Here is a 17,210-nt window from a genome sequence, read left to right as displayed (position 1 = left end):
AATAAGGTCGTTTTGCGCAAAAGCGTTAACCTATTCCGCATATAGTTACAGCGAAGGCTTACTTTGCAGAGTCCTCTTTTGTTTGGGCTCGGCAATCAGATATGCACATAAGTGAGAATAGAGCACTCCGATACCAATGGCTTGTTTTTAGAGGGTAGCATGCATAAGTTTCTATTTAGTGAGTTAGAAGATACGCCAACAGTAATAGACTACTTAGAAGTTCAGTCTTACGAGATGAACGTATATTTAGTGTATCTAACTGTGAAGGACAGAAGTGGCATGGTTTACGACAAAAAAGGTAAGCCCATGCGATTCTTTAGTACAGGCCATATTCGTGAGGCTTTTGCACACTGTAGTGTTGCTAAATCTGTGATGAAGCACGATACGCCTTACGATGAAATGATAGGTAACCCACCAAAAAGCGCTGAGCAGATGGCACTGCCTTTTAGTATGGATTTACCCTACTAAGCGCTTCCCCATCATCTAGATTGATAATCTAGATCAAAAAGCAAAAATAAAGGAAAGGCTGCGTTATTCTAGCCAAGGCGCAGCCAGTTCTCTCATGTTTACTTGGGCGCCCAAGCGTCTTGCGAGAAGAAATAAACCACCAAGCTTTCGATGGATAAACAGTGCGTCAGCCGGTGGCGTGTGCCAAAAGTCGTGCTCGGCAGTGAGTGTCATGCCCTTATCGTGAAGGCGCTGTACCAAGGTACTTGTACCGAAGTCGTAAGGTTCGTCATGTATCAGCGATTCACAGGCTTCCATACCAATACCTATGACTGCATCGACCTGTGCTGCCTCGTGAGTGCTGTCAATTAAGCCAATATCTAACGCTGCTGCTTTCATACGTTGCGTGTCTTGCAAAGCGGCGCTATTGAGAAGCTCTTTATATCCCAAAGAAATGTCGTCAGGAATGTCTCTGGTGGCACCAAAATCAAGCAATACTATCTGCTTGGTCTCTACATTAAATTTATAATTGGCAAGGTTTGGATCGCTTTGTAATAACTTAAAGTTAAACACTTCGTTGAAAAAAAGTGACATTAAGTCACTCATAACAGCGTTACGTACATTTTGGGGCTCATCGAGTAAAGCGTCTAAGTTCGAGGCTTCAATAAAGTCCATAGCAAGAACGGTTTCACTGGTAAGAGGCTGGTAAGTAGATGGAATTAAAAAGCGCTCCATATCCGCTAAATGACTACCATAGCGGGTAAGCATGGTTGCTTCTCTGTTGTAATCCGCTTCCTGGTGCAGTTGGGTTTTAGCTTCATTAAGCAGTGGCTTAATATTCAGTGATTTTGGAATGAGCCCGGTTAAATTTATAAGTGTGGCAACATTGTCTACGTCGCTATCAATGCTCTTTCTAACCCCGGGGTACTGCACTTTAATAGCAAGCATTTTTCCTTCCATAGTAATAGCTTTGTGCACCTGACCAATAGACGCTGCTGCCACAGGAGCAAAGGAAAAGTACAACAGATCATCTTGCCAATTCTCGCCCCAAGCTTGGTTTAATGTGTCGATTAACTGCGATTTTGGCATCGGGTCGGCGTCTTCCCTCAATCGCGACATTATCGTGGCTAGTTCAGGAGGTAAGAAGTCGCCGGCGTCCATGGATATAAGCTGACCTAGCTTCATGGCTGCACCGCGCATACTGGCCAGTTGATTCGCAACGTTAGTCATGTTTTTTGGGGTAAGCAGCAATGACGATAAGGCGGGTTTTTCACCCCTTAAAAGCTGCCCGGCTCCTTGTGTCACGACATTGCCTGCAATTTTACCGGCCAGAGCACCTAGCCTACTTACTCTAGAAAACCGAGAAGTGGGGATCGCTTTTGACTTTCGTGAAGGGGTATCGTTGGACATGTAAGCTCTCTTTTTATGGGGTTAAGCTTGCCGTGCTAAATAGTGATGTGCGTAATTTTTGTACGCTTTGTTTTTATACGCTTAAGCCTTATGCGCTTAAAGTACACCACCGTGTAAGCAGAACTTGGTGCGCAACGCGCTGATTATTAATTTTGTTAATTTAGTAGCGAAAGACACTTAAATAGCACCGAAAAGTATTTTCGCGCTTGGTTTAGATAACAATATGAATAGTTACGTGGAAGAGGTGGGAAGCGATTACAAATAAGCGTAATCGCTTGTTGTCAATAATTAGGGCACGCCTTAGATTATTTGGGATATCACTTGCAAAATAAATCCAACGACGCTGCCAATGGCAAAGCCCGTCCAGCCATTGGCGCTGTAGTAACGCCAAAGAGCAGCGCCAAAAAAGCCACACCAAAGCATTGAAGAATACGTCGCCATCATGCCATCGCCCATACCAGTATTGGGCAAAAACAGCATAACAATAAAAGTGACAGCCATTGCCCCACTGAGCAATACCCACATGATATTTTTCTTGTCAGCAAAAGCGTTATTGCTTTTGTTGGCATCAGCTGGTTCAACAATTGCGCTAGTGTCTACACTATCACTGTTGTTAGTTGCCTTTTTCTTTCTGTCTTTTCGAGCGTTGTGCGAAAGTGCACTAGAAGCACTATGACTCATAATGATACCTATAATGAATATCTAACCCGTGAATACTCCAATACGTTAATATATTGTTAATTGGAATGCCATAAGACTTCGGTGGTAGACAAACGACAAGATTCGAGAGAAACGGATACAAAAAAGCCCGCAATATTTAGCTGTAAATACTGCGGGCCTTGTAATTATAAATTGAAACGTATTTATGTATTGAAAAGTAAAACCTTAGTGATGGCTGGCGTTAAAGCCTACTTCTAAGAGAGTAACATTATCTGTAAAGGTAAGGGTTTTAAGCGGCCCATTGCCTTCAACATTAATGGTATTTACTTGACTAGGCCACAGGTCTCTTAGCGCATCATGACGAATTTTAAGGCCCTCTAACGCAGGTGGCTGATCTGTTTCTTGGTAAACCCAAAAGTGCTTACCTTCAACTTCAAAACCCACTTGGGTGAGCGGAAGTGATTCATCTTCAATGTTTAACAACGCAAAGTGTTTACCTACATAGTCGGCAAATGCTTGCTGCGTTCCTTTATCGTCGATGATATCTGCGTTCTTTTCAAACAATACCTTCACCGCGTGCTCAGCATCATGCATGTTAAAACGATGCATTACTTCAATATTTTCCGTTCTTGGATTAAACAACACTGTCGTAATTGCAGCTTTAATTTGATGTGCCTGTGCCGCGTTGCTGTAAGTCATGCTACCTGCAACCAAAAGTATAGCAAGCAGGGCGAAACCGCCCTGCTTAACAATAGACAACTTATTAGTCATCTTTTTCCTCTTCGCCTTCCTCTTCGTCGTCATCTGTCTTTAACTCAGTTTTTGAGTCTTGCATAAGGTCGCGATACTCGTAGCTGTTACGAGATTTGCCTTTATATGCTTCGATGCGCGAAGGAATAATACGACGAGGATAGTGATTGTTTTCAACATTCACGTCTGCCGTTTCCCAATGCGGGTCTACGGTAACGCTCACTAGCTCTTTGTCTTTTTCAGTTACGATAAGTTTGCTAACTGCTTTTGGCGTTCTGCGCCAAATTTCAGCAGGAATACGCATCTCTTCTTTAGTACCGTCTTCATAAGACAACTCTAGAATGATAGGCATTACCAAGCCACCAAGGTTACTAAAATTAAGCACGTAATAGTTTTTATCTTCTCTTACTGCACGTTCGAACGCGGTGCGCTCCCACGGCTCTAAACCTTTCAAGAATTTTTGATAGCTATTACGCTCTTTATTTGTCACGGTGTAACGATCGTTTTCGTCGTAGAAATCGCTAATGTCATCAAAGCGGTCAACCCAAAGTTCTTTACCTTCTTCTTTGTTGCGAATGACGGTAAGTGACTGAGGTTTTTCCATTTCTGCTTGGCGTTCTCGGCCAAAGTCGATATCTGGGTCTTCTGTGTTCAAACGAAGCTTGTAAACACTGTCAAGGCTGATATCTACGTGATCTGTTGAGTAGAACCAACCGCGCCAGAACCAATCTAAATCAACACCTGATGCTTCTTCCATAGTGCGGAAAAAGTCTGAAGGTGTAGGGCGTTTAAACATCCAGCGTTGAGCATATTCTTTAAATGCAAAGTCGAAAAGTTCTCTACCAAGAATAGTTTCGCGCAGAATATTCAGCGCTGCAGCAGGCTTAGTATAAGCGTTAGGACCTAAGCGAAGTACCGAGTCTGACTGGGTCATAATTGGCACTTGAGTTTGAGACTTCATGTAGCCTGTAATATCACGTGGCTCAACACCCCATGGAATAGTAGGGTCCCATTCGCGACCTGCTACACCGTCTAAGAAGCTGTTAAGACCTTCGTCCATCCATGTCCACTGACGCTCGTCAGAGTTAACTGTCATAGGGAAATAGATATGCCCTACTTCGTGAATAACAACGCCGATAAGAAAGCGTTTTTCAGCGAGTGAGTACGTGCGAGAGCCGTCGTCTTGTAATTCGGTACGCGGGCCGTTAAACGTAATCATTGGATATTCCATGCCACCCACAGGACCGTTAACCGACTGAGCTACCGGGTAAGGATAGTCGAAACTAAAGCGGCTATACACATCCATAGTATGGATGATGGATTCAGTAGAATACTTCTGCCATAGCTCGCCACCTTCTTTAGGGTAGAACGACATCGCCATTACAAGAGGCTGTATGTCGCCGCCTTGTTGGTAACCGCGGGCATCCCAGGCAAACTTACGTGATGAAGCCCACGCAAAATCACGTACATTTTCTGCTTTAAACGTCCACGTTTTTAGCTTTGATGTACCTTCTTTTTCGTTCTCAATAGCTTCTTCAGGCGTTACGATAAAAACAATGCGATCTGCTTTCTCTGCTTCTTTTAAACGTTCGCGCTGAGTTTTTGTAAGTACGTCTTTAGGATTTTGAAGCTCACCTGTCGATGACACAATGTGGTCGGCAGGAACGGTAATGTCTACTTCGTAATTACCGAATTCTAATGTGAACTCGCCGCGGCCAATAAACTCTTTATTAGTCCATGCTTCATAATCGGTGTACGCCGCTAAACGCGGGAACCACTGTGCAAGCAAGAAAATGTCATTGCCGCCTTCACGTTCATCATCAGGGAAGTGCTCGTAACCTGCACGAGCAGATACCGCATCTTCTTCTACAATGTTAAATGCGAAGTCGATGTCGAAAGTCACTTTTTTACCTGGTTTTAATGGCGTAGCTAAATCTACGCGCATTAACGTACCCACGATGGTATGACGAAGATCTTTGCCAGATTTATCTTCAACGCGAGAGATGGTGTAGCCTAGTTCGTTATCTTCAACGAACTGCTGGCGACGAAGTGCGCCCATGCTCAACTTAGCAGGTGTATCGCCGTTGGCGGCTTGAGTAGCTGGCCCACGATTTCCAATACCACCAAATGTGGTAGTAAGCGCTGACATAGAATCATCGCGGAATTTGTTTTGGTCTAATTGAATCCACAGATATTTCAGCGTATCTGGTGAATTGTTGTGATAAGTAATCGTTTCTTTTGCTTCAATACGACGCTCGCCTTCAAGCAGTTTTACGTCGATATCGTAATCTACTTGTTGCTGCCAATATTGATGGCCCGGTTCGCCAGCGGCATTTCGGTATACGTTTGGAGTAGGTAGAACTTCATCTAGCTGACGGAATTTATCTTCAAAGTCGCCTTTTGTTTGTTTTATGGCGGCGTTTGCACTTGGAAGAGAAATCAGCATAGACAGTACTGGCGCTAGCCAGAAAAAATGTCGTTTTGCGGTACTCATTGTGTTTCCTTGCAACGTGATTAGTTGGAATTGTTATAAATTATCACAGTTAGTATATAAGCCTCAGTAATTGAATCCTAGTTTTTGACCGTAATCTACCCCCGGTTTAACGCAAAGTTTGTGTAACAGAACATTTTGTTCTGCGCCATTACTGTCGTATTCTTATTGTCCGTTTTTTCTTGTTTTCTCCCATATGAATAGTTTCTCTTGGCAGCGCGCTGTCGTAAAAGTAGGTAGTGCATTGATTGCGCCAGAAGGTAATGAATGTAGCGGTCGTTATTTATTAGCATTAGCTCGTTTTATCACGGCAAGTCGCGAGCAGGGAAAAGAAGTTATTCTCGTTTCCTCAGGTAGTGTTGCCGCGGGTCGCGGAAAAGTCTCTTCTGGTCAATATAAAGTGAAGGTACGACAAAACCCGTCTATTGCTGAAAAGCAAGCCATGGCCGCAATCGGCCAAAACATCATGATGGCCAACTGGCAGCGATTTTTTGATTTTCCTTGTGCCCAGGTACTGCTTACTGCCGACGATCTTCGTGACCGTACGCGTTACGTGAATATAAAAAATACACTTCGAGAGATTATCAATCACCATGCACTTCCTATCGTGAATGAAAATGACACGGTAGCAGTGAATGAACTTAAAGTGGGCGACAATGACAACCTTGGTGCTTACACTGCATTAGTCGCACAAGCCGACACCTTGATTATTTGCTCAGATATTGACGGGCTCTACACAAGCGATCCTCGTAAAAACAAAGATGCTACGTTAATTCCTGTGGTTGAAAGCATTGATAGCACCATTTATGGGTTAGCCGGAGGGGCCGGAACGTCTGTTGGAACTGGCGGTATGCGCACAAAGATAGAGGCAGCAGATAAATGCATAAACAGCGGCATTCAAACGCTTATCGTCAATGGTCGACACGGTGAAACTTTTGACGCCCTGCTGGCTGGCAAGGTGCCCGGTACGCTTTTTAAAGCTATGCGAACCCCTTCTAATGCCAGGCGCTTATGGTTAACGCACACATTAAAAACTGCTGGTCGTATTATTATCGACAAAGGCGCCAAGGTTGCTTTGATTGAGCAGGGAGCCTCGCTACTCCCCTCGGGTATTGCGGGAATAGAAGGAAACTTTGCGCAAGGCGAAGCAGTTGAAATAGTGTGTGAAAACCAAGCAGTGGCAAAGGGATTAAGCTTATATAACGCAAAAGACTTAATACTTATAAAAGGGAAAAAGTCGAAAGATATTGCCAGTGTGCTAGGTTATGAAACGACAAATGTAGCTGTGCACAGAGACGATATGGTGCTTTTGTAGCAGAGAAAGCCCTTTTATACAGGATGCCTATGACAGAAATAACGCCAACACTCGCCGACTATCCGTTTTCAATTACTATTGCTACTCGCTGGCAGGACAATGATGCCTACGGTCACATCAATAATGTGATGTATTACAGCTTTTTCGATACGGCGGTAAATCGCTTTTTAATTGAGCAGGGTGGGTTAGATATTCACAACGGTAAGACCGTGGCGTACGTGGTTAGTAGTCAATGTCAGTACGTTGCTCCGGCAGCCTACCCTGAAAATATCTATGTTGGTATGAGTGTAAAAAAGGTAGGGAGGAGCTCAGTCACTTATGGACTGTCGGTTTACGCCGGAGAAAGTCAGCGAAGAGTTGCTCATGGGCAGTTTGTGCATGTGTTTGTCGATAGGGCTTCAGATAAATCTATTCCTATTCCTGTAAAGATAAAAGCGGCCCTTGAGTCGATAAGCGATGCCGTATGAGTTTACCTAATGTGGTGTTTCTTGATGCAGAGACATTAGATTTAGAGTCGCTGGATACTCAACAACTCAGTGATGTAGATGCATGCCTTACGTTGCATCAAAATACCCTTCCAAACGATGTTGTTACGCGAATTGAAAGTGCCGCTGCTGTATTGGTGAACAAAGTTGTACTAAGCGCAGAAGCGCTGCGCCAAGCGCCCAAGTTAAAATACATTGGTGTTACAGCTACCGGCATGAATAATATCGACCTAGAGTATTGCAAAACAAATAATATTAAAGTGCAAAATGTTCAGGCATACGGGACCAGCAGTGTGGCGCAGCATGCGTTAACGCTACTGCTTAATTTGGCCACCCAGTTTGTGCACTATCAGCATGATGTAAAAGCGGGGGCTTGGTCTGAATCTTCCCATTTTTGTTTACTGTCTCACCCTGTTGTTGAATTAGAGGGAATGCACGCTGTCATTGTAGGTCATGGCGAGCTTGGCAAGCGGGTAGAAGGTTTATTTAAAGCTATGGGCATGCAGGTGACTATCGCTGGGCGCCCAGGAAGAGCCGACGATCCGCGCCCGTCGCTTTCATCGCTATTACCTAGTGCTGATGTGGTAAGCCTTCATTGTCCGTTGACGCAAGAGACAGACAAGTTGATAAACGCAGAAACCCTATCGTTAATGAAGCCAAATTGTTTTTTAATCAATACCGCGCGAGGTGGACTGGTTGATGAGCCCGCCTTGCTTGGAGCACTTAAAAATAAACAAATTGGTGGCGCTGGGCTCGATGTATTGTCTGTTGAACCTCCACCCTCTGATCATATTTTAATGCAGGCCAATTTACCCAACTTGTTAATAACACCACACAATGCATGGGTGGGGAAACGCGCGCGACAAACCTTGCTCGATTCAGCGGTTAACCACTTAACGCAATTTTTAGCGCAATGATAATTGAGGATTAATGGGCGAATGAACAACCCAACCTTATTCTCATTGTGCTGTCTAATTTGGGGCTCAACTTGGATTGCGATTACCTATCAAATTGGCCATACATCTGAGACATTTGCTATAGCGCTGCGCTACTTACTTGCCGCCGTATGCTTGGGAATTTATTGTTTAGTAAAAAGGCTGCCGTTTGCCCTTCCCTTGCACATACACGTGAAGATGGCTGCGGTGGGCTTATTTCTCTATAGCTTAAATTACACTCTGCTTTACATGGCACAGGCGCATATTATCAGTGCGCTTTTAGCGTTGATGAGCTCCTGTATTATTTATATTAACGTGGTGCTACGTCGCTGGTGGTTAAAAGAGCCTATTCGCAAAGAGGTAGTGATTGGGGCGACGTTTGGACTAAGCGGTATTGTGTGTTTGTTCGTACCCGAGTTCTCGAAAGTTGCCATGGACGCAGCGCTGGCTTTAGGATTAAGCATTGCCTTTGTCAGCTTTTTTTGTGCTTCAGTGGGCAACGTTATTTCTGAGCGGATTTTAACTTCTGGCACTCCGGTGATTCAGATGAACTTTTATGCCATGTCTTACGCCATGATTTTGCTATTTATAACGTCGTTATTGTTGCCGGGTAAGCTCATTATTCCCACCAGTACAGAGTTTTATTTATCGCTGCTTTATCTAGCTTTGTTTGGCTCTGTTTTTGCCTTTGGGGCTTATATGAAATTACTTCAACAAATGGGGGCAGATAAAGCGGCTTACGTGGTATTGGTATACCCCATGGTTGCGCTGGTAATTTCAACCTTCTTTGAGGGCTATCAGTGGACAGCGCTTTCTTTCGTCGGTGTTGCTGTAGTACTAATGGGCAACGCAATTGCCATGGGAAAAATACCGCGCTTTATGCGTCGCCCTTTTTTATCTCACTAAACCAAATTTAACAAACTAAAGCCTACTAAAATAAGGCCTACTAAAATAAGGCCTAACTAAGTAAACGGCTTAAAGCGCATTTATTTTTTTGTTTAGTTCATAAGCTGGCTCAGTCACTATAGCTTCTAGTGTTTCTATTCGCGCCATAAGCGCTTCTATTTGAGCGTCTTTTTCTTGTATTCGCTGCTGCTGTAGCGCTGCTTTGCTCGCTATAAACGGGTTACTGCACGTTCCGTTCATCCAGTCGTTCAAGCGCCACTGAAATTTAGCGTCTAAATAACACGCTAATAGCGCAATAGAGGTGATACTTCCAAGTAACAATACAAGGCTTAATGTAGACATAGAACTCTCCTTCACTAGGGTAATTTATGTGTTGGTTCAAGGCATTCGTTGTTACTAGTCACGGCTTTTCAGAATAAATTACAAAAAAGATTTAAAAACGTGTAATAAAAATAAATGGGTGCAGACTGTAACTGGGTGTGTTGAGCTTTTTGCTGCATTTTTGTAGTGGTCAACTCGCTACAGTAATGATTAGGGTACTTACGTACCTGCTAAACATAAAAACTTTTAGAAAGGGCAACCCGCTTGGGCCAAGGATTTGAAGACGTTTTTACACAATACGGAGCATTGTTAAGCCGCGTTGCAAATAGCTACGAAGCTAACGACGCTATGCAGCAAGAGCTTTTGCAAGAGATTGCTATTGCTGTGTGGCAGGGACTGTCTCGGTTCAAGGGCGATAGTAGTATAAAAACCTATATTCTGAAAATTGCGCACAATCGCGCGGTAACCCACGTAGCAAGCCAAGTAAAACGTGTTGATACTCACCGATATGAAAGTGATACGTTGGGCTCTGATGGTTACCAAAGTCCACAGTATTCTCCAGAAGTCGTTTCTAGCCAGCAGCAATCGCTAGCACGTTTGCTGCAAGCCGTTCGTGCACTTCCCCTGCAGCCAAGACAAGTGCTTACCCTGTCGTTAGAAGGATTAAGCTATGACGAAATTGCCGAGGTATGCGGTATATCAAAAAATCATGTGGGTGTTATTTTGAAACGGGCAAAGCAAAAAGTGCTGCAGGAGGAACCCAATGCATAACGATGATAATAAAGATCGAGTAAAAGCTAATCGAGTAAAAGGTGGTGACACTGATTTGACTATGCTATGGCAGAATCAGCCAGTTAACGATATCGACCTATCTGAAGTAAAAAAAAGCTTTAACAGCGAGCGAATAAAACAGCGTATTTATATGGTTATAGATTCTTTAGCGCTTCTGCCTTCTCTCTATTTTTTATCTATTTACTGGGGAGAGCTATCTTTTACCGCAAAAGGGTTATGTATTTTTATGGTGGCAACGGCCATTCCGTTTTTAATTTATCAATTGTGGCTGCGACGAGTGGCGGCTTTTGCCAAAGACTCACAAACTCTTGATCATTTACATCAATACACGCGCCAGATAAAAAATAATATACGCATTGCGTTCATCACCAAGCACTCTGCATGGCCCGCGCTTTTTGTGCTGCCTGCGTTTGCATTAGAGCGATACTTTTTTGGAGAATTAAGCCCCGAAAAATGGGAAAAAATCGCCATCAGTTTTCCCATCGCAACACTCATTCTTATTGTATGGGGTATTTGGGCACACAAGCGTCAACAGCGCTTTGAAAAACAACTCAAAGCGCTAGAAGAGATGGCAGAGCAGCGCACAGTTTAGGGCGCACTCTTGTTTCTTTAGTCGTTATTTTCTTTATCGCTTTGTTCGTCATCGCTCTCAGAGCGCCTGCGGTTTTCGCCTAAGAAAAACTCATAGTAGAGGTCGAGCGCAAATTCAGACTGGTCCTCTAACGTAGTTTGAATTGCTTCCAAATAAAGGTTAGGTAACAGTTGGTACTTTAACGCTAGGTCTGGCGGCAGCTGTCGGCGGCGTAATGTGCTATTCACGTCATTATTCCCTAGACCCACATCCACGTTGTATTCCACAGACAAGCGGTCGTTTATTTGGCCTGTGAGTGACAGCATATCTTCATTAGTACTTAGACTGAAGTCGTCGATGCCCAGAGCACTCCCCACTTGGCCGGTAAGGGTTTTAGTATTAGAAAGGCCAAAACCTAGTAGTAGCGAGGCATAATTCGGATCGGATGCCCCTGAGTTTGGCCCAGACCCGGTCAATAAATAGGAAAGCACGCCTTGCTGATCCATCGCGGGCTCGGAAAAGAGATTAATACTTGGTGAGTCTGCTGAACCGTCTATACGTATACCGGCTATTACATCATCATCGGTCTTCGCAGGATTACGTATTGCCTCTACCAGTAATGAAGGTTGACCAATAGGGCCGTTAAACTGTATTTCACCCGTTTGAATAATCAAGTTTTGCCCGTATGCTACATAACGACCGTTTAAAATCTGCAAATCACCATAGCCCACGAGTGCGGGTTGCGTATTAATACGGATCCCACCATACAGACTAGCCGTTAGCCCAAAGGCCTCAACTTTCACCTCTTCGGTTTTGGCTTGGTCTATATGCACCATTACTGATGCATGGACGATGTCCAGGGGCTCTTCTTTGCGAGGCTCGCCGCGTAAGTGCACATCTTTTGATGGCGATACGGCGCTGTCTGGCAGCGACGCTATTTCAATTCTTGCCCATGGAATATTTACGTCGCCGGAGATATCTATTTTTTCTTTTGTAGCAACAACGTCTAAATTCGGTGACACTTTTAAACGCGTATTCGGCTGGCGAATCTCAAAGCCATCTCCCTTGAGACTAAACTTTGCACTAGGATTGGCAGACCAATCCAGTTCGCCGGTTAATGCTCCGTCACCTCCGCCTAGTGTGAAAGTACCGTCTAATTTGGCAACCTGACCGTTTAACACAATAGATTGGCTCCAGTCTGAAAGAGAAACCGGAGTGTCTTGAATGTCAATGGCTCCGTTTTTAATATTTAACTCACCGTTAAGCTGTGGGTCGTCAAGATAACCTTTTAGCGCTATCTCTCCGTTTAATAACCCCGTTAAGGTGCGAATGGCTGGCGATATTGGTTTAAATGGCGATACGTCAATTCCTTCCATGCTCAACGTGCCTTCGAGGGGCTTTCTATCGTCGAAAGGGCGAGTATCAAGTTTCAGCGTAGCGTCTCCGATATCTTCGCTCACTATTAAAGAGGTAGACGTTAATTTGCCTTGCTTAATATTCCCTGAGGTTTCAACAGAATTAATCGTTAGCGCTATTGGACGTGTTTCGCCTAATTGCCACTGTGCAGAGCTTAGTGAAGCAGTAAATGTAGCGTCTATAGGGTCAGCCTTTGAGTAACTTCCTTTCGACTTAACAGTGAGCGACGCGCTTGATGCTTTTGACACTACACTAGGGGCAAGCTCGTTTGCCCATAAGCCAACAGGCAGTGACGAGGCTTTAATATCCCAGGTTGCTTTATTTTCCTGATAATTCACGTTGTCTATACATAGTTCACCCTCGGCTCTTGACGACCAACAGTGACTGCTTATCTTAGCCGTGAGCGGCGCAGTGCCCACTTCAAGGTTGAATGGCGATGAAAGTAGCCAGCGCATATTTGCAATACTTAGCTGTGTCTCAGAGATACTGCCTTTCCATAAATTGTTTTTCCATGCTCCCGACAGGGCAACCTTAACGGCATGCTCTGGAAGAGTGAGGTCTATATCAGCGTTATGGCTTTCATAGGTGCCGGTTATCGACACGTCGCCGTTTAACGGGCCTTGTTCTGCGGCCTGCTTGTTTAAGTTTGGAGATACGCTTACATTTGAGAGGTTAAGTGTGCTGGTTGTAGATGGATTTTGCCAAGGACCACTGGCTTGAATATTGCCCTTTATGGCGCCAGATGCCTCAGTATACAAAGCGTTAATCGACGCTATGTCTATATCGATATTTGCATTTAAATGCCGTTTATTAAGCACTTGAGCAACCGCTTTTATTCGGTTTTCGCTTTGTTCGATATTCACATTGGTAACGAGCAAGTCACTTGGTCCCGCATATACTGCTTCACCAACTAAGCGCAACGGCTCATCTTGAAGCTTTCCGGCAATGTCAATATCGCGCAAACTAACGTGTAAGCCTCCGCGCTCAGAATATTGTAAGATACTCTCGATACTCCCTCGCAGCTCGGTTGGCGCATATTCGTTAAACTGCTGAGCAGAAACGTTTGTTAAGGTGGTTTTACCCTGCCAGGCAACGGTGTCGTTCAAATACAGCGTACCTGTATTTTTTATGCTGCCCTCTAACGCAGAAATATCCGCCTCGTTGACGTAGATGTTGTTCTTTTTTAACACTACATCTAAAGCGACCGGAATCTCCCCAATGTCGGGTAAGTTCGCAGAGCCGCTGCCCAGCACTTTGTAATCGCCCATGGTTCCATTTACGGAAATTTGGCCTGCGTCCAGTGTTGCGCCCTCTAGGGTGGGAATTGACTGTTTTTGCCAATTGGCGTCAAAATTAATAGGTAGAGACTCAGACAGTAAGTTTGTCGTTAAGCGTGTGCTGGCGGTGATTATTCCACTGGCATTAATAGAGAGATCAATATTATCCAAAGCCCCTGTAGCGTTCAGCTCTATATTTTGGCGCTGGCTGTCTATCAATGCGTAGCCGGTTAAATCGATATCGAGTGGGTAATTGCCTTTTAAATCTGCATCAATAAAGCCCGAGACCTGCCCTTTTTCATGCTTAACATCTAAAGACTCAATGCGTAGCGCTGAATGCTGAAACGTGGTATCAGTAAGGGATAGCGCGAGTAAACGTTGCTCAATATCGCCTTGGCTAAAGCGCAGCGCATTAATACGCACTGCGCCAAATTCTACAGGTATGGGGGTGACGATTATCGGTAGTTCAGGCACTGTATAATTGAGTGAATATGAGGTGGGAATTTGAGCATCTAATGTCGAGCTATTTTGCTCTACGGTTTTTGAATCATTATCACTTCTATTTTTAGCGGTTGTGCCCGTAGCTTCGCTAGTGTCTTTAGCTTCATTGAGCGCTATAGCAACGCCATTTACCTCTAAAGTGTCAAATTTTATGCGAGTGGCGCCAGAAAAATCCTCTAACAGCAAGGTGTCTACCGATACTTGGGCGCTAAGTGTTTCAACTTCAATGTTTTGTAATGAAAGCTGAGCAACATCCACGGGGATGGGAAGTGCAAAGGTTTCGCTTTGTTCTTCTGTACCTTCATCAGCGGCGGCTTTGAGTTGCGTTACCGTCGCATTTTCTACCTCTAAGTTGTTTATGCACACTCTAGGCTCAAAGGCACATCGCCATGTTACGTCGGCATAGACTCTGCCTACTTCAACACGCCACTGAGGGTTTTCCCAGTTTACTTGAGTAATGGTTAGCGGCCCAGCGAACCCGCCTTCAATTTGTTTTATCGATAAATTTGCTACAAAGGTGTTTGCTATTAACTTAACTACATGCCCGCCTAAAGGACTGATTAGCAGTGCATATACGATGACCACAAAGAAAACGGGAGAAAGCAGAATTGCTGATAGCGTGCGCTTTTTCATCTTCATATTTCAGGCCCTATTAAAAGATGGAAGCCCCACTGGTTTTCATCTGGTGCAAAACCGCGGGCAATATACACTCTTACTGGGCCAATGGGCGAAAGCCAATGCACACCCGGACCTACACTATAAGTAAGCTGAGCATCAGTAGTATTTGAGGCGGTTCCAGCGTCGACAAATGCAGCTATACGCCATTTATCAGCAATACGGTAAGCATATTCAACACTCGAGGTGAATAAATATTTACCGCCAATAGATTCAGTTTTAAGTTCGCCCGTTTCTGGGTTGATTACCTCGGCCTTCGGTGAAATGTCCCTAAAGTCAAAGCCTCTTACGCTTTGATCGCCACCAGCATAAAATCTAAGTGACGTGGGCACATCTGCAAATCTATTGGCTCTGATGGCGCCCAATTCTCCGCGAAAAGTAAATCGGTGAACATTGTTGAATGTAGTAATCAACATGCCCTCAACTACGGCTTTGGCAAAATTTATGTCTGATCCTGCATTTTCTCTACCTACTTGCCCAAGTACTTGAAAATAGACGCCATTGTTAAAGTCGAGTTCACCGTCTTTGTTGCGATAGGTTACAGAGTATCCTGGCAGAACAAGGGATGTAGTATTGGTATTCAGCGAGCCCTGGTCGTACGTTTCTCGCAAATAAGTAATCGATCCATCTTGCTGCCAAGGAGAGCCATCGTCTTGCCAATAGCGATGTGCAGATAAAGAAAGGGTTTCACTTTCGAATGACGTATTGCTGAATTCTATAAATTGATAACCGGTCTCAAAACTCACATAGTCGCGAGTGATATTCTTCATCGGTATGCGGTAATCTGCAGATACTGATTGTTCGGGCTTTGAGACAAAAATATCAGCGTTCATTGAGTGGCCAAGTCTATTAACCCAAGGGCGCTCCCAGCCAAGACTAATTCTTGGTCCTGTATCTGTAGCGGCGCCTAGTGCCACATTGAATGAGTCTGACGGACGATGCAGAAGAGACACTTCAATTGGAACTCGTAGGCCATCTGCATCGCTTACAACAGGCCGCGCAATAACACGGCTAAAATACCCTGACTGGTTCAAACTGCGATTGAAATCACTAAGAGTTGATGATGAGTATGGTTCGCCAGGTTTAAATGGCATCAGGCGTTTTATAATGGCCTTCGCTTTGTCGTCCCCCACTATTTTTACATCGCCAAAGTGGTACTGTGGGCCGCTTTGTGCAATTAGCAGAATGTTCGCCTGTTTTTCTTCTCTTACTAAATCGAGGCGCGTGGCCTGCCAGAAAAAGTCAAAATAGCCATGAGATAGCGCGTAGTTAAACATTGATGATTTAAATGCCTCATAAACGGGCTGATTTAGAACATCTCCCTGTTTAAGCTTAAAGGCGTTAAAGCGTGAACGAAAGTTATTGTCTGTGCGCCCTTCGCCGATAATCTCTCGGGTAACTTTGTTGACGATGAGCGGCTTATTGAGAGATACCGTTACCTTGACACTATTTTCACCGTTAAGTGCAATCGCCGTTTCACTATTGTAGTAACCGAAGGGCTGTACCGCTTTGGCTACGGTCTCAGATACTTCTTCTTGCCAGTAAGGGTCGCTTAGCAAAGACTTTTCTACATCTAAGTTATTCAGATGAACTCGAATATTTTCTTTCACCTTGCTGTCTTCAACGCCAGATATTGAATATGAAATTTCGCTCTGGGCGTTTACTGAAGCATGCCCTAGCGCCAGTGCGAGAGAGAGAGCTGCTGCAAATTTAGGCATAGCGTTAAAAAAAGCACGCACGAGGGCAAAACTGTTTCGTATGTGCACGCGGCAGCATGTCGACCAGATAAAAAAACATCGCAGTAGAAGGTTAATTTCTACAGTAATAGAGGGCATGTAAATGCAAGATCCTTAAAGCATTGGTTGGGTATACGGGCTCGCTCGATAAAAGTATTCAAACCTACTTACCGTTAAATGGAAGTTTACGAATACTTGCCGAAGTATTATAACGGCTGACGCTCCTGATTTCCCTTCGTTTGTGTTACGAATACGCTGCAAATCATATCCAGTGGCAGCATACCATATTCATATTTCTCATCTGAATTGCGCGATGAGCCATTAAAAATTTGCGTTACTTAAACTAAAAAGACGGGTGCGCTTTGTCACCTTTTGCCTTTCGAGCACTGTGTAACACATTTAATACGTATAGTGAGTGTGAATAGAGCGATAAGTATTTACTCTGAGGCTGTTGAAGTTAACATTAGGTTGTAAAGACCTATACGTATCGCATATTAATAACAAAGGAATGTAATGCAATTC

At 44.2% G+C, this 17,210-nt stretch carries 14 protein-coding genes; 7 read left to right on the top strand and 7 right to left on the bottom strand.

Translation table 11 applies throughout. The annotated features are described in order from the left end of the window. The first annotated feature begins 159 nt into the window (after positions 1–159). Entirely contained in the window at positions 160–468 is a 309-nt protein-coding gene (locus tag GTW09_RS07530; RefSeq protein ID WP_100973107.1) for a DUF6482 family protein, read from the top strand. 63 nt (positions 469–531) lie between these two features. Here the strand turns inward: GTW09_RS07530 and GTW09_RS07525 are convergent, their stop codons facing one another. From GTW09_RS07525 to GTW09_RS07510, 4 genes are all read right to left on the bottom strand, one after another. After that, the gene (locus GTW09_RS07525) at positions 532–1,857 is read right to left on the bottom strand and encodes an ABC1 kinase family protein (RefSeq protein ID WP_163111312.1); all 1,326 of its coding nucleotides are present in this window, start codon (positions 1,855–1,857) and stop codon (positions 532–534) included. A gap of 300 nt (positions 1,858–2,157) precedes the next feature. Beyond that, positions 2,158–2,538: a hypothetical protein gene (locus GTW09_RS07520; protein ID WP_163111310.1), complete on the bottom strand. Its 381-nt coding sequence runs from the start codon at positions 2,536–2,538 to the stop codon at positions 2,158–2,160. A gap of 204 nt (positions 2,539–2,742) precedes the next feature. Continuing rightward, positions 2,743–3,288, bottom strand: coding sequence for a DUF6702 family protein (locus tag GTW09_RS07515; RefSeq protein WP_163111308.1), 546 nt, complete (start codon positions 3,286–3,288; stop codon positions 2,743–2,745). Next, positions 3,281–5,761 carry a M1 family metallopeptidase gene (locus GTW09_RS07510; protein WP_163111306.1) on the bottom strand — a complete coding sequence of 827 codons (2,481 nt, stop codon included), beginning with the start codon at positions 5,759–5,761 and terminating at the stop codon, positions 3,281–3,283. The genes GTW09_RS07515 and GTW09_RS07510 overlap by 8 nt, the downstream gene beginning before the upstream one ends. Positions 5,762–5,954: 193 nt before the next feature. On the opposite strand from GTW09_RS07510, the gene proB reads away from it, so the two are divergent. From proB to GTW09_RS07490, 4 genes are read left to right on the top strand one after another with little or no spacing between them, the layout of a single operon-like run. Continuing rightward, positions 5,955–7,073 carry a glutamate 5-kinase gene (proB, locus tag GTW09_RS07505; protein WP_071981025.1) on the top strand — a complete coding sequence of 373 codons (1,119 nt, stop codon included), beginning with the start codon at positions 5,955–5,957 and terminating at the stop codon, positions 7,071–7,073. Between the two features lie 29 nt (positions 7,074–7,102). After that, complete coding sequence (locus GTW09_RS07500) at positions 7,103–7,540, top strand: acyl-CoA thioesterase (RefSeq protein WP_071981024.1); 438 nt, start codon at positions 7,103–7,105, stop codon at positions 7,538–7,540. Beyond that, complete coding sequence (locus GTW09_RS07495) at positions 7,537–8,475, top strand: D-2-hydroxyacid dehydrogenase (RefSeq protein WP_163111304.1); 939 nt, start codon at positions 7,537–7,539, stop codon at positions 8,473–8,475. Before GTW09_RS07500 ends, GTW09_RS07495 begins: the two co-directional genes overlap by 4 nt. 21 nt (positions 8,476–8,496) lie before the next feature. Next, positions 8,497–9,399, top strand: a complete 903-nt coding sequence (locus GTW09_RS07490) for a DMT family transporter (RefSeq protein ID WP_163111302.1) — start codon at positions 8,497–8,499, stop codon at positions 9,397–9,399. Between the two features lie 69 nt (positions 9,400–9,468). On the opposite strand, the gene GTW09_RS07485 is transcribed toward GTW09_RS07490, so the two are convergent. Beyond that, positions 9,469–9,741 (bottom strand): hypothetical protein, encoded by a 273-nt coding sequence (locus GTW09_RS07485; RefSeq protein WP_163111300.1) that lies wholly within the window; start codon positions 9,739–9,741, stop codon positions 9,469–9,471. 243 nt (positions 9,742–9,984) lie between these two features. Between GTW09_RS07485 and GTW09_RS07480 the strand changes: the two genes are divergently transcribed. Then, complete coding sequence (locus tag GTW09_RS07480; RefSeq protein WP_163111298.1) at positions 9,985–10,491, top strand: RNA polymerase sigma factor; 507 nt, start codon at positions 9,985–9,987, stop codon at positions 10,489–10,491. Continuing rightward, entirely contained in the window at positions 10,484–11,104 is a 621-nt protein-coding gene (locus GTW09_RS07475; RefSeq protein WP_163111296.1) for a hypothetical protein, read from the top strand. Before GTW09_RS07480 ends, GTW09_RS07475 begins: the two co-directional genes overlap by 8 nt. A gap of 17 nt (positions 11,105–11,121) precedes the next feature. On the opposite strand, the gene GTW09_RS07470 is transcribed toward GTW09_RS07475, so the two are convergent. Then, positions 11,122–14,916, bottom strand: coding sequence for a translocation/assembly module TamB domain-containing protein (locus tag GTW09_RS07470; RefSeq protein WP_239059311.1), 3,795 nt, complete (start codon positions 14,914–14,916; stop codon positions 11,122–11,124). Next, positions 14,913–16,670, bottom strand: a complete 1,758-nt coding sequence (locus tag GTW09_RS07465) for an autotransporter assembly complex protein TamA (protein WP_163111294.1) — start codon at positions 16,668–16,670, stop codon at positions 14,913–14,915. The genes GTW09_RS07470 and GTW09_RS07465 overlap by 4 nt, the downstream gene beginning before the upstream one ends. Between the last annotated feature and the right edge of the window lie 540 nt (positions 16,671–17,210).

The sequence above is a fragment of the Alteromonas hispanica genome (assembly GCF_010500915.1).
In the GTDB taxonomy this organism is placed as follows: domain Bacteria; phylum Pseudomonadota; class Gammaproteobacteria; order Enterobacterales; family Alteromonadaceae; genus Alteromonas; species Alteromonas hispanica.
This window is presented reverse-complemented; position numbering and strand designations above follow the sequence as displayed.

What these genes read in the sequence shown, in the direction of transcription:
- proB (WP_071981025.1), top strand. Translation starts at nt 5,955, where the DNA reads ATGAATAGTTTCTCTTGGCAGCGCGCTGTCGTAAAAGTAGGTAGTGCA.
- GTW09_RS07495 (WP_163111304.1), top strand. Translation starts at nt 7,537, where the DNA reads ATGAGTTTACCTAATGTGGTGTTTCTTGATGCAGAGACATTAGATTTA.
- GTW09_RS07510 (WP_163111306.1), bottom strand. Translation starts at nt 5,761, where the DNA reads ATGAGTACCGCAAAACGACATTTTTTCTGGCTAGCGCCAGTACTGTCT.
- GTW09_RS07490 (WP_163111302.1), top strand. Translation starts at nt 8,497, where the DNA reads ATGAACAACCCAACCTTATTCTCATTGTGCTGTCTAATTTGGGGCTCA.
- GTW09_RS07500 (WP_071981024.1), top strand. Translation starts at nt 7,103, where the DNA reads ATGACAGAAATAACGCCAACACTCGCCGACTATCCGTTTTCAATTACT.
- GTW09_RS07520 (WP_163111310.1), bottom strand. Translation starts at nt 2,538, where the DNA reads ATGAGTCATAGTGCTTCTAGTGCACTTTCGCACAACGCTCGAAAAGAC.
- GTW09_RS07475 (WP_163111296.1), top strand. Translation starts at nt 10,484, where the DNA reads ATGCATAACGATGATAATAAAGATCGAGTAAAAGCTAATCGAGTAAAA.
- GTW09_RS07525 (WP_163111312.1), bottom strand. Translation starts at nt 1,857, where the DNA reads ATGTCCAACGATACCCCTTCACGAAAGTCAAAAGCGATCCCCACTTCT.
- GTW09_RS07530 (WP_100973107.1), top strand. Translation starts at nt 160, where the DNA reads ATGCATAAGTTTCTATTTAGTGAGTTAGAAGATACGCCAACAGTAATA.
- GTW09_RS07470 (WP_239059311.1), bottom strand. Translation starts at nt 14,916, where the DNA reads ATGAAGATGAAAAAGCGCACGCTATCAGCAATTCTGCTTTCTCCCGTT.
- GTW09_RS07515 (WP_163111308.1), bottom strand. Translation starts at nt 3,288, where the DNA reads ATGACTAATAAGTTGTCTATTGTTAAGCAGGGCGGTTTCGCCCTGCTT.
- GTW09_RS07485 (WP_163111300.1), bottom strand. Translation starts at nt 9,741, where the DNA reads ATGTCTACATTAAGCCTTGTATTGTTACTTGGAAGTATCACCTCTATT.
- GTW09_RS07465 (WP_163111294.1), bottom strand. Translation starts at nt 16,670, where the DNA reads ATGCCTAAATTTGCAGCAGCTCTCTCTCTCGCACTGGCGCTAGGGCAT.